Origin of the sequence: Streptomyces sp. NPDC016469 (assembly GCF_040632905.1) — a bacterium.
Taxonomy (GTDB): Bacteria; Actinomycetota; Actinomycetes; order Streptomycetales; family Streptomycetaceae; genus Streptomyces.
The window spans coordinates 44,930-57,148 of the sequence record NZ_JBEYCQ010000014.1 but is presented as its reverse complement, the minus strand read 5'-3'; the positions used below and the strand labels follow the sequence as shown (position 1 = coordinate 57,148).

Genomic DNA, 12,219 nt, shown 5'->3' with positions numbered 1-12,219 from the left:
GAGAACCGGCACCACGGCTCGGCCCAGGGGGCCGGGGCCCCTCACGGCGTTCGCCCCATCACTGAGCGGCGATGGCGCCCGGCGACGCACCGAAATCGCCGATGTACACCGTTACCTCCGCCCAGACGCGGTGGCCCTGTTCGTCCTCGTAGCACAATTCGAAGCGGTCGTAGCCCCGGTGCCCAGCGTCCGCTTCATAGGTCACGGACCCGTCGGCGTGGCAGATGAGCAGGCCGTGAGTCGCGATCGCCACGCCGACGAACCGCAGACCGGGCGCAGGGCTGTGCGCAGCGGGGAGCACCGCGCGACCGCCCTGTCGCAGCACCATGTGCTGTCCGGGCAGCCACTGTCGACGCACCCGGAACCCGATGTCCGAGAGCGCGCTCGACGGGATCAGCTTGTCGCCCTGGGCCGTCATCAGGCCGATGATCACGCGGGGCAGGAGCACCGCGCCCTCGGGGGCGTCGTCATTGATTCGCACCCGGCACGTCACGGATCGCGGGTTCGTCCCGCTGGCATACGTGGCGTAGCGCCCATTCGGCAGATGGCTCATGCCCTGGTGCTGGATCATGGTGGCGTGGGAGCCGAGGAGGTCGTCGAGTAGGTAGCCGTAGGTCCGGTAAGCACCGCCGACCGGAGAGATGGCCAGGGTGAGGCCGAACTCCTGGCCCGGCGTGAGCGGCTGGCCGGGATCGACATCGGAGAACAGCTCCAGCGTGCCGCCGACGTGGGGCATTTCGGGATGCGTCACCCAGGCCCGGACGAGCGGGAACCAGTCGTTCACAGCAGTGCCCCGCTCATCGCATCGGGCACTGGGCGGCCCGCCACCCGGGACTTGGTCAGTCTCTCGAAGACGTCGTCGTCGAGGAACTCGATGGCGGTCTCCGGGACCGCCGCGTCCAAGTTCCTGAAGTAATGCGGGGCCAGCACGCCGCGGAGGGACAATTCACCGGCCACGAATCGGGCGCATTCCACGGCACCATGTCCACGAAGATGCGTATTGTCCGCGATGCCTTCGGGGTAGTTCGGGTTCTCGCCGGGCTCCATGTAGAGGAACAGCTGTTTCGTCCCCTCCGCGCCCGCCTGGCGCCACCAGTTGACGCTCCATTCGTTGAGGTCGACGAGAGGCACGGACATGGCTGCGGCGAGTTCCCGCATGGCAGCCGGGTAGAGGCCCAGCGGCCGCCGGATGTTTCCGTGGTCGTCGAAGACGCGGCGTTCGTGGCTGGTCACCAGGACGGGGTGGGCCCCTCGTTCCCTGGCGCCCAGCACGTACTTGCGCAAGTACCACTGGTAGTCACCGAAGGGCACGGTGAACCGGCCGTCGCCGGGCTTCATGTCGATCAGTCCGAAGGAGACGAGCAGCAGGTCACCCGGGGCGATGTTCTCCAGGATCCAGTCCAGTCTGCCGCGCTCCGCGAAACTCCGGGAACTGGCGCCCGCACGGGCGGCGTTCACCACCTCGGCGTCCTGCACGAAAACTTGAAGGACCTGCCCCCAGCCGGTCATCGGCGCCATGCTCAGCGGCCGGCTCGTCACGCTGGAGTCACCAGCCAGAAAGATCCTCAGATGCTCCATGTCCTCACGCTCTCTCACGCTCCTGGTCCCCCGGCCGTCCCATCACCAGTGGTACCGACATCCGGCCCGGGTCGCCGCCCGCCGTGGCGTTCATCGTGTCGATCACGTCGAAGGCCCGCCGGCAGTTGTTGGTGTCCCGCAGCACGAAGAACTCCTCGGCACGACGGCGGTACTCGGGCTCGACCTCGAAGCCGCGGGCGATGGAGGCGATGATCTCGTCCACCGCGTGGTCCACGGTTCCGCAGGCGGGGCCGAAGCCGTCGCGGGCCAGGTCGAAGTAGCCGCGCTTGTAGTGCTTGCTGTAGAACGCCTCGTCGTCGAAGTTCGTGTAGACGATCGGCTTGCCCATGTACGCGACGTCGAAGAACACCGAGGAGTAGTCGGTGACGAGCATGGAGCACTCGCGCATGGCCAGCTGCACGTCCCGGCCCGTCGAGGAGACGGTGATCGACGGGTGGTCGATCCGGAAGTGCTTCAGGTACGGGCGGATCTCGTAGTGCGGCATGAACTCCAGCTCCACGCCGTAGTACTGGAGCGCCTTGAGCAGCCTCTCTTCCCGCAGCAGCGCGGAGAAGAAGCGGTAGTACTCGGACGCGGCGAACGGGATCTCGGGCTTGGCCGCCTTGTTGTACGACGGGGCCACGATGTCACGGCGCCAGGTGGGCATGACGAGGACCTTGCGCGGGCCGTCGACCGGCTTGAGCGCGTCGTAACGCGGCAGTCCGGTGGCGGCCACGCGGTCGTATCCGTACCCGCAGTGCTCGGCGTAATAGGCGCGTTCGCTGCGGCCCGTGGTGAGGACCATGTCCACGTTGGTGACCTGGGCGTGGATGGACTGCACGACGTCGTTGTAGACGACGCCGTGCTGGAGGAACACGCGCTTGTAGCGCAGCAGGTCGCCGTACCCCCGGAGGAAGGCCCGCTTCGACAGGCCGGGGAAGCCGAGGTACGCCTCCAGGTCGTAGGCGTTGATCAGCCTGGTGGCGTGCAGCAGATAGGCGCGGTACTTCCATGAGAGGCGGTCGACCACCTGGCCCAGGTGGTCGATCTTCGCTCGGTCCTGGGCGTCGCCGTTGATCGCGTAGAAGACCTTGCGCTTCGGCTCGTTCTCCCTGATCCACTTGAACAGGTGGTACGAGTTGTCCTGGGCCGTGTCCTCGCGCTCGCCGATGATCCAGATGTTCTTGCGGTGCAGCCTCGGATACGTCAGCCAGTACAGCAGCCGGGTACGCCATCCGGACCGGCCGGGCAGCGAGTTGCGCACCTCCTCGCGCAGGCGGCGCAGCCGGTGGCCGGCCTTGCGGAGCGTGCCGGTGATCCGGCGCAGGGTCACGGACTCGTCGGCGGCGATGCTCAGCCGGATCCGGGCCCGGCCGGACCGGTGCACGCCCTTGAAGCGGTGCAGCATCTGGCGGGCCTCGACGGAGATGTCGTGGCTGCGGTCCGCGTCGTGAACGCGGACCCGGAGGGTCAGGTTTCGGTTGGAGAGCGAGGCGAGGTCGCCGGGGCGGGCGGTGGCCCGCCAGCCCGCGTACCAGTCCTGTTCCTTGCGGGCGCGCCACCGGTCGCGGCGGTAGACCTGCTCGATGGGCAGGGCGGTCTCCCGGCGGCCGTCACCGAGGACCAGTTCGAGGCGGTTGCCGAAGAGCTGGGCGATGTCGACTCCGGAGAGGACCAGCAGCCCTTCGAAGTGCAGGTAGTCGCCGTCGGGGACGAAGGTTTCCAGGACGGCCTTCTGCCGGTCCACCCGCAGCAGCACGGTCGGGGTGCGGTCCGCGTCGAGGCGGCGGTGCAGCCCGTCGTCGTCGACGAACAGCCGGGGCAGGTAGGCGGGCTTGGTGTAGGGGTCGCAGAACAGCTCGAAGTTGCCGGTGCGCACGGCGTGGTGCTGGAGGCGTGCCATCGGCGCACCGGCGTACTGGAGGATCAGGTCGTCGGGTATCGGCCGGTAGACGTCGACCAGGGCGGGGAAGACGCCGGCGATCTCCGCCCGGCTCATGATCCGGTGGATGTTGCGCAGGTGCGGCTGCATGGAGCGGACCACGAAGCGCATGGCCAGCCGGGCGGCCCGATCGTTCAGCCGCTCCGTCAGCCGGGTGACGTGGCGGCAGAGGCGGATGAGTTCCTGTGTCTTGACCGGGTCGTTCCAGGCCAGGTCGAAGAGCGAGTCCCGTTGCTCCGGGTCGCGGGCGAACGAGGTGGCGGTGGGCGCCGTGGTGACCGTACCGGCGTGCAGGAGGGCGGGCACGGTGAGCCAGGCGCCCTCGAAGCCGGGGCCGTGTCCCGCGCGCAGGGTGTGCCGGCGCAGCAGGGCCGTCCGGAACAGCTTGGTGCCCAGCTCCGTGGAGAAGATCAGGTAGGGCGCCTTGTGCAGCCGGTCGACGCGGGGCGCGTCCGGTCCGAAGTAGCGCTTCCAGGGCGCGTCCGCGTCGCTGCGCGGGCCGGGGAAGTTGTCCTGGTCGCCGACCACCACGTCGGCATCGCACCGGCGGGCGGCGGCCACCAGCCGGCCCAGGCAGTTCTCGCCGAGGATGTCCTGGGCGCTGGTGAACATGACGTACGGCGCGTGGACGTAGCGCAGGCCGTTGTCGTAGCTGGAGCGTGCGCCGAGCCTGATCTGCGGGACGACCTCGACATTGGCGTGGTACGCGGCGAACTCGGCCAGCTGCGCGGAGGTGGCGTCGGTGGAGCCGTCGTCGACGAGGATCACCTGGACCGAGGCGAACTCGCGCTGGGCGAGCAGGGAGCTGAGGAATTCGTAGAGGTGGTACTCGTCGTTGTGGCAGTGCGCCACGACCGCGGCCGCGTACGTCTCCGGCGAGGGCATCGCCGGCTCGACGGCCGGGGCGTTCTGCCACCACAGCCAGGGAGTGCCGCGCGGGTGGTCGACGGTCTGCTGCTCGGTCGTCTCCGGGCGCAGGGCGAGGTTGCCGCTGACCGTCTCGTAGATCTCGTACGTGCCATGGGGGCCGTGGTAGCGCTCGCGCGCGATGTCGAGGCCCGTGACCGCGACGGTGGTGGTGGCCCGCTCCCCGCCGTGCCGCATCTGCACGAAGAGGTTCCAGTTGCCGGCCCGGCCGGCCGCGCCCAGGGTGGCGGCCAGGTCCACCGTGGTGTGGTACCGGATGAACTCCTCGTCGACGTCCACACCGGTCACTTCGAAGGAGTGGTCGGCCTTGGTGCTGCGGCGGCGGAGCACCGCGGTGAGTTCGAGCTTGTCCTTCGGCCCCACCCTGCCGAACTGGTTGCGGATGTAGCCGGTGACGTGGAGCGTGCTGTCCCGGATCTCCACGAGGGTGGCCTGGTTGAACAGCCGGGAGTCGGTGAGGCTGTTGCCGGTCAGGTCGAGGTCGGTGACGTCCAGGAAGCGTTCGGCGTCCGGCCGGCCGAGCAGCGAGGCGGACCAGTAGACCTTGTCGTTACGGCACACCAGGTCGGAGCTGAGCACGCTGCGGCGCTGGGTGTAGTCCGAGACGCTGAGCGCCAGGTCCACCCGGCCGTGCATCAGGCAGAACGCCCGTACGCGCTCCAGCGGTCCGCACAGGTCGTAGACCTCGGGCGGCAGTGTGCGGAGGTACGGGGCGACGAAGCCGGCGAAGCCGGCCCGGAATTCCGCGTCGCCCGTGCGCAGTTCCGGGGTGTACAGCCGCAGGTCGTGGGAGAGGAATTTGGCGGCCTTGTGGGCGAGCAGCTCCTGCTCCCCCCGCTGGACGAGGAAGGTGTCCGCGTACTGGTGCACCAGGACCCGGTCGCGGATGCTGCGCAGCTCCCCGCGCCGGTTGGTGATGGAGGGGGTGTCGGTCTCGCGCTCCCAGATCCATCGGTAGACGGGGGCGGCGAGCAGGGTGACGGAACGCGCGGAATACCAGGCGACGGTCGAGAAGTAGGTGTCCTCGAAGAAGACTTCCTCGGGAAAGCGGATGCCGTGGTTGAGCAGGAAGTCCAGCCGGTACAGCTTGGCCGCCGCGATCGGGTCCTGGAGCAGGTCGGGCATGGCGCGCAGGCCGCCGTCGACGGTGCGGTCGGTCCCGTAGAGCTGGGGCTGCCAGACGGTGATCTCGTCCTTGGCGAGGTTCACCCGGAGCGCGCGCCCGGCGGTGATGTCCGCGCCGGTGGCGACCGCGGAGGCCACGAGGGTCTCGCACGCCTTGAGCGGCAGTTCGTCGTCGGCGTCGAGGAACATCAGGTACTGGCCGGTCGCGGCCATGATGCCGTTGTTGCGGGGCGCGCCCACGCCGCCGCTGTTCTGCGGGCGTTCGACGATCCGGACGCGGTGGTCGCCGGCCGCGAACTCGCGCGCCACCTGAAGGGTCCCGTCGGCCGACGCGTCGTCCACGACGATCACCTCGACGGCGCGGTGCGTCTGGGCCAGGGCGGACTGGAGGGCCCGTCCGAGGGTGGCGCTCGCGTTGTAGGCGGGCACCACGATCGTCACGGTGTACAGCGACGGGTCGGCGGGCGGAGTCATCGGACGGACCCTTCGCTCTCGGCCCAGTAGGGCAGCGTCCGGAGCTGCTGCGTCTCGATGTCGGAAGGGTGCGGGGTGTAGGGCCGCGGGTACGGCTGGAAGCCGAGGTCGTCGTCCTGCTCGGGGAGCGGGTACTTCTCGGTCAGCGCCTGCGCCTCTTCGTCGACGGCGTCGCCGGCCCGGCGGTGGCGCCCCCGGTGGAGGTTCTCGGCGATGACGCCGGCCTTCGAGGGCTCGGTGGCGAGCTTGTCCATGAGCCGGGTGAAGTCGCGGGTCGACAGCCAGAACTTGTACATGATCACGAGTTCGAACACGCCGAGCGCGGCCGCGGATATCGCGGTCGTCCACAGGATCTGGCCGATCAGGGGCGCCACGATGAAGATGAACATCTGGAACTCGATGCCGCTGATCAGGTGCGGCCGGATGCGGCTGCGCAGCAGGGCCTGGCGGAACCGCGTGTACCAGGGGAAGCGGTTGCGGAACTGGGCGTGCAGATCGACCACGTCGCCGGCCTGCTGCTTGAGGACCTCCGCCTCGACGCCGGGGTTCTCCCGGAGCAGGTCCTCGATGAAGACCACCTTGGGCTGGTCGGCCGTCGCCTCGGCCGCGTCGCGCCGGGCCTGCTCGTCCTCCAGGGCCTGGCGCTCCAGGGTGACCTTCTCGATCTTCATGCGCATGGACATGCGCATCTTGTAGATCTGGAGCGCGTCGACGTACCGCAGCATGTCGAGGAAGACGACGGCCAGGGCGGCGAGCAGGTAGAGCTCGTTGTGGGTGCGCAGGAACTGGCCGCCCATCAGGGCGAGCGCGCAGAAGAGGACCCGGATGCGGTCGAAGACGTAGTCGAGCCAGCCGCCGAAGACGGTGCCATTGCCCTTGAGGCGGGCGAGTTTGCCGTCGATGCAGTCGAGGATGAAGCTCAGGTGGTAGAGGGCCGCCCCGATGACGAGGGAGGGGGTGTCACCCTTGAGGAAGAAGTACGCGGAGCCGAGTCCGACGAAGAGAGCGGACCAGGTGACACGGTTCGGGGTGATGAATCTGAACTTCGCCATCCCGATCAGCATGCGCGTGGCGACGGGATCGACCAGCAGGACGGTCCACCAGGCATCGCGCTTCTTGCATGTCAGCTTCTGAACGGCACGCAGCGACAGCTTCCCCATAACCCCTCAGACAAACACGACTCACGCGGTCAACGCGGCCCCATCGGCCTGCAAAAAGTCGCAATCAAGGGGCGTTCACATAGTGGACACAAGACCTTCACTTGTGATCCACATAAAGACAGGATTAGAGACTACCAAGGTCATGGTCAAAATTGAAACCACCAAAGGCGGTCACAGATGTTCATGTGACCGCCTCCGGGCCACCGGCTCAGACCCCGGCGACCACGGTCCACGGGGCGAAGACGAGGCCGGTATCGCCCGGCCCCTGACGCGTGATCCTCAGCCGCCCGTCGTCCCCCAGCACCGCGACGACCGCACGGCCGAGGCCGTCCACCGCCACGGCCGGCGGCACCACCGAAGTCTCCCCCGCGTCGAACCACCACACGCCGCTCTCCGGCCGCCCGTCCGCATGCGCGCCCACCAGGCACGCGCCGGACACCCCCGACCGCACCAGCACCGTGCAGCCCCAGCCCTGGATGCCCACGCCGGCGACCCCGGCCACCGGCCCCGTACCGTCCGGCCCTCCCAGGCTCACCGCACCGGCGCCCGGCACCTGCACACAGACCTCGTTGCTCCCCGCGTACCGGTAGCGCACTGTCCCCGCGTCGGGGGCCGCCGACAGGCTGCCGGGCGACGGGCTCACCGAGCCCGTGGTGTCCGCCGCCCACTCGCCCCCCGGCGCCCCGCGGTGCCAGCGGACGGCCGAGGCCGCGCCCCTGACCGGGGCCCAGACCTCGGGGACCCCCGCGCCACCGGTGAGCGCGACCAGCTCGTCGGCGACCACGACGCCGCGCAGGTGCTGCCAGCCGCCCCATCGGCCGTCCGCCCTCTGGCGGCGGGTACTGATGCTGTGGCCGACGTTGCGCACGAAGACGTGGAGGCCCCCCTCCGCGTCGAAGGCCGCGGCGGGGAAACCGGCCTCGCGGCTCTTGGCCGGGTCGTTGCCGTGCGGATTGCCCGCGGAATGCCAGAGGCCCAGGGGGCGCCCGCTCTGGTACTGGGTCGCGTGCACCACCTCGACGTACTTCTCGCCGTCCGGCCGCTTCCGGCGGCGCAGCCCGAAGAGGTGCACATAGCCCTGGGCGTCCTGGACGACCTCCAGGCCGGGCAGCAGGTCGGGTCCGTCGAGGAGTTCAGGACCGGTCCACTCGTCGGCGCCCGCGCGGACCTCGGTCCAGCGCAGCACCCCGGCCGCCGACGGCAGGTAGGCGGAGAGCCGCCCGTCCACCCCTCTGACGAGCCAGCGCAGCGGCAGCGGATGACGGGCACTCGCACGGGCGCCCATCGAGGCGGGCGCCCCGGCACGATGACACCGGACGAACACCGGGGTCCCGCTCTCCCGCTGGTAGGTGCGCGCGGCGGAGATCGTGGCGCGCGCCACGCTGCCGCGCAGCGGCGGCTCGGTGACGACCGGGCGGTTGGCCTCCAGATCGATCGATGAGTGCTCGGGGTCCGGGTCCAGGGTGGTCACCAGCAGCGGCCGCAGCTCGCGCAGGGCGTCGAGCACCGAAGCGGTGATCTTCCCCGGTTCGGCGTCGATGACCCAGGGCTCCTCCGCCACCCGGACACCGCGTGCCGCGGCCTCGGCCACCGCACGGCCGAGCGCCGCCCGTTCGTCCGGCGTGCCGGGCTGGGCGCAGACGATGTCGACCACCGGACCGGACCGCTGCAGCGCCAGCGGCTCCACGGCGTCCCCCGGCGTGGCGACCACGATCGCCACGCCGCCCGCGTCACCGGACCGGGCCGTGCGCACGCGGTCGCGTGCCGGCCTGCCGCGCTCCGACCGGCGCTCCCCTCTGCGTGCCATGCGCTCCGCCCCCCTCGTGTGTGGAGCCGGGCTGATGGAGATCCCGGCTCCCAAGAAGATATGCACTCTCGCTTCGGTCAGGAAATCCACCCATAGTGCTGCGATGTCCGCCGGATTCAGGCAGACATGATCGTTTTCTTCCTTGACCGGTCACCGCCACCTCGCCCGGACCACCCGGTCTGTCACAGTTACGCCACAGCCTTCGTACGTACACCTGATCGACTGTTTATAGTTCTCATCCCGGGAGAACGAGGACCGGCTCCACCCCCCACCCGAGTCCCACCCCATCACCTGCGCCCTGACCAGGCCACAAGCTGTGAGGACTCACTCAGGATGAGCCAAGACGACACCACCCCCGGCCAGGGGAGCTCCCCGGAGACCCCCCGCCGCCGCGGCCGCAAGCGTGTCCGGACACGGGGCCAGCGAATACGGCGGGCGATCCTGGTGTCGGCGCTGGTGCTCGTCGTCGCCGCAGGCGGCACCGCATGGTGGCTCTACAGCCGCCTCGACGGCAACATCAAGGGCGTCGACATCAACAAGGCGCTCGGTGAGGACCGGCCCGAGAAGCTGCCCACCAGCGGGCAGAACCTGCTGGTCCTGGGGTCCGACTCGCGGGCCGGCGCGGAGAACAAGAAGCTGGGCGGCGCGGTCGGGGTCAGCGGGGCCCGGTCCGACACGGCGCTCGTCGTGCACATTCCGGAGGGCCGTCAGAAGGCCGTCGCCGTGTCCATACCGCGCGACACCCTGGTCACCAGGCCCGACTGCACCAAGGCCGACGGTTCGACGGTGCCCACCAGGGACCGTGTGATGTTCAACTCCGTGTACGCACAGCTCGGTCCGGCGTGTGTGGTCAAGACCGTCGAGAAGATGTCCGGGGTGCGCATCGACCACTACCTGGAGATCAACTTCGCCGGGTTCAAGGGGCTCGTCGACGCCATCGGCGGGGTGAACATCGACGTCAAGGAACCGATCCACGACAAGAAGACCGGACTGGACGTCGAGGCCGGGCCGCACAAGTTCGACGGCACCGAGTCCCTGAAGTTCGTCCGCACCCGGTACAGCCTCAGCGACGGCACCGACCTGAGCCGCATCGGCCTCCAGCAGCAGTTCCTCATGGGACTGCTCAAGGAGGTCAAGAGCCAGGACCTGCTGGGCAGCCCGACGAGCGCCTACAAGATCGCCAACTCGGCCACGGCGGCCCTGACCACCGACGAGGAGCTGGCCTCGCTCACCTCCCTCGCGAAGTTCGCCCGGTCCATGAACGGGGTCGACCCGGACACGATGGAGACGATCATGCTCCCCGTCGAGTACGACAAGATCGACCCCGCCCGCGTCGTGGCCGTGAAGTCCCGGGCGGATGCCCTGTGGAAGGCGATCCGCGAGGACGCCCCCATCCCCGAGTCGGCCAAGAAGTCCCCGGCGCTCGGTCAGGGCTGACCGGGACGGACAGCACGGCAACGGCCCCGGGAACGCTCCCGGGGCCGTACTGCTCCCGGGGCCGTACGGTTCACACCCGCCGCGCCGGCCCCAGCGCGAGCCCCGGCTCGTCGTTCTGCCGGGCGACGTACAGCCCGCCGCGCTCGCCGATCATCGCGAGCACCACGCGTCCCTCGCCGTCGAGCGCCAACGCGGGGGGTGCCGAGGTGCGTTCGCCCGTCGCCGCCCACCACAGGCCGCCCGCCTCGTTCTCCGTACCGCAGGCCGCGAGCAGCACACGGCCGTCGCGGGTGCGGTGGGCGAGCACCGTGCAGTCGTAGTCGTCCAGCTCGGCGCGGAGCACGGCGACCGGGCCCTCGGCCGCGGTGTCCCCGATCGTGATGGGCGGGGTGTCCAGCCGCTTGGCGACCAGGGTGCCGGTGGTGGCGTCGGTCCAGTAGAAGGTGTTGCGGTCGGGCGCGGTCTCCAGCACGCTCACCGCGCCGCCGGCGATCTTGACGGTCAGGTTGTCGCCCTTCTGGAAGGCGCCGCCGGGCTCGGCCTGGGCCCACCGCATGGCCTTGTGGGCGCCGGGGACCAGGAGCTCCATCCGGCCCGACTCGGCGACCGCGACGGCCATCGTCTCCTTGCCCAGGGTGCCCCTGAGGTCCTTCCATCCCTCCCACTTGCCGTTCTTCGCCTCGCGGCGCAGCATCATGCCGCCGTTGGCGTTGCGGACGAAGACGTGGACCATGCCGGTCGGGGCGACGGCGGCGGCCGGCGGACCGATGCGGGCGGCGCGCTCGTCCCCCTCCTTGTACGGATTGCCCACGGTCCGCCACGCGGTGACCGGGCGGCCCGTCTGGTACTGGATGGCGTGCACGAGGTCGACCTGCGGCTGCTCCTCGTCGCCGTGCACCGTGCGGCGGCCGATGAAGTGGACGTAGCCGTCCGGGCCCTGGGCGAGGCCGAGATGGGTCAGGTCCGGGGCCGGGAAGAACTCCGGCCCCTGCCAGCCGGGGCCGCCGGGGCGCTCCTCGGTCCAGCGCAGGATGCCGTCCTCGTTGCGGGCGTAGGCGGTGAGCCTGCCGTCCTTGCCACGCACGAGCCAGCGTCCGTCGACCGGGGTCTCGCCGGTGCCACGGGCGTTTTCGACGTCTCGCAGGGCGTCGTCGCCCTTGCCCGAGGCGCTCCCCTGGGCACGTCTCGACCTGACTCGCATGTCGTGGCGTCTTCCTTCCGTGATGGTCCGCCCCCGATCTGCGGCTTTGTGTCTCGACCGGCATCCGGAAGGCGGGGAGCACCCATCATAGAATCACCGTTCGAACCCTTGGAATCACCGCGTCCGGACCGCTTGTCCAGGCCCTGAGGGCACCCTGGCATGACAGGCTGGCCCCATGCCGAATCCGCTGCCGCTGCCCCTGGTGATCGTCGACGCCGCCAACGTCGTCGGGTCGGTCCCGGACGGCTGGTGGCGCGACCGGCGGGGCGCGGCCGAGCGGCTGCGCGACTCTCTGGTGTCCTACGCCTCCGACGGACTGCCCGGTACGCCCGGCCCCGTCGACCTGGTGCTGGTGGTCGAGGGGCGGGCCCGGGACGTCGCGCCCGTTCCCGGGGTGCGGGTGGCGGCGGCCCCGGGCAGCGGTGACGACCTGATCGCCGAGCTGGCGGCGGAGGCCGCGTCCCGCCCCTGTGTGGTCGTCACCGCCGACCGGGAGCTGCGCCGCCGGGTCGAGGCGCACGGGGCACGGTGCACGGGGCCGCGTACGGTGCGGCCGGGGGCCTGACGT

The 12,219-nt window shown here is 70.1% G+C and carries 8 protein-coding genes; 2 read left to right on the top strand and 6 right to left on the bottom strand.

Going from position 1 to position 12,219, the window contains the following annotated elements; all coding sequences use genetic code 11:
* Positions 1-58: 58 nt before the first annotated feature.
* From ABZ565_RS17815 to ABZ565_RS17795, 5 genes are all read right to left on the bottom strand, one after another.
* Positions 59-784 (bottom strand): hypothetical protein, encoded by a 726-nt coding sequence (locus ABZ565_RS17815; RefSeq protein WP_361027119.1) that lies wholly within the window; start codon positions 782-784, stop codon positions 59-61.
* Complete coding sequence (locus tag ABZ565_RS17810) at positions 781-1,578, bottom strand: rhamnogalacturonan acetylesterase (protein WP_361027116.1); 798 nt, start codon at positions 1,576-1,578, stop codon at positions 781-783. The genes ABZ565_RS17815 and ABZ565_RS17810 overlap by 4 nt, the downstream gene beginning before the upstream one ends.
* Before the next feature lie 4 nt (positions 1,579-1,582).
* On the bottom strand, positions 1,583-6,046 hold the full coding sequence (locus ABZ565_RS17805) for a glycosyltransferase (RefSeq protein ID WP_361027113.1): 4,464 nt from the start codon (positions 6,044-6,046) through the stop codon (positions 1,583-1,585).
* A complete protein-coding gene (locus ABZ565_RS17800; protein ID WP_361027110.1) occupies positions 6,043-7,206 on the bottom strand; it encodes a CDP-alcohol phosphatidyltransferase family protein in 1,164 nt (387 codons plus the stop codon). The genes ABZ565_RS17805 and ABZ565_RS17800 overlap by 4 nt, the downstream gene beginning before the upstream one ends.
* 208 nt (positions 7,207-7,414) lie before the next feature.
* Positions 7,415-9,013: a hypothetical protein gene (locus tag ABZ565_RS17795; RefSeq protein ID WP_361027107.1), complete on the bottom strand. Its 1,599-nt coding sequence runs from the start codon at positions 9,011-9,013 to the stop codon at positions 7,415-7,417.
* A gap of 333 nt (positions 9,014-9,346) precedes the next feature.
* On the opposite strand from ABZ565_RS17795, the gene ABZ565_RS17790 reads away from it, so the two are divergent.
* A complete protein-coding gene (locus ABZ565_RS17790) occupies positions 9,347-10,450 on the top strand; it encodes an LCP family protein (RefSeq protein WP_361027104.1) in 1,104 nt (367 codons plus the stop codon).
* A gap of 70 nt (positions 10,451-10,520) precedes the next feature.
* Here the strand turns inward: ABZ565_RS17790 and ABZ565_RS17785 are convergent, their stop codons facing one another.
* A complete protein-coding gene (locus tag ABZ565_RS17785) occupies positions 10,521-11,651 on the bottom strand; it encodes a hypothetical protein (RefSeq protein ID WP_361027101.1) in 1,131 nt (376 codons plus the stop codon).
* 175 nt (positions 11,652-11,826) lie between these two features.
* Here ABZ565_RS17785 and ABZ565_RS17780 point away from each other — a divergent pair, with 175 nt between their 5' ends.
* Entirely contained in the window at positions 11,827-12,216 is a 390-nt protein-coding gene (locus ABZ565_RS17780; RefSeq protein ID WP_361027098.1) for an NTP pyrophosphohydrolase, read from the top strand.
* Positions 12,217-12,219: the final 3 nt, after the last annotated feature.

Coding starts and splice junctions, on each gene's coding strand:
- ABZ565_RS17810 (WP_361027116.1), bottom strand. CDS start 1,578: ATGGAGCATCTGAGGATCTTTCTGGCTGGTGACTCCAGCGTGACGAGC.
- ABZ565_RS17805 (WP_361027113.1), bottom strand. CDS start 6,046: ATGACTCCGCCCGCCGACCCGTCGCTGTACACCGTGACGATCGTGGTG.
- ABZ565_RS17800 (WP_361027110.1), bottom strand. CDS start 7,206: ATGGGGAAGCTGTCGCTGCGTGCCGTTCAGAAGCTGACATGCAAGAAG.
- ABZ565_RS17795 (WP_361027107.1), bottom strand. CDS start 9,013: ATGGCACGCAGAGGGGAGCGCCGGTCGGAGCGCGGCAGGCCGGCACGC.
- ABZ565_RS17790 (WP_361027104.1), top strand. CDS start 9,347: ATGAGCCAAGACGACACCACCCCCGGCCAGGGGAGCTCCCCGGAGACC.
- ABZ565_RS17785 (WP_361027101.1), bottom strand. CDS start 11,651: ATGCGAGTCAGGTCGAGACGTGCCCAGGGGAGCGCCTCGGGCAAGGGC.
- ABZ565_RS17780 (WP_361027098.1), top strand. CDS start 11,827: ATGCCGAATCCGCTGCCGCTGCCCCTGGTGATCGTCGACGCCGCCAAC.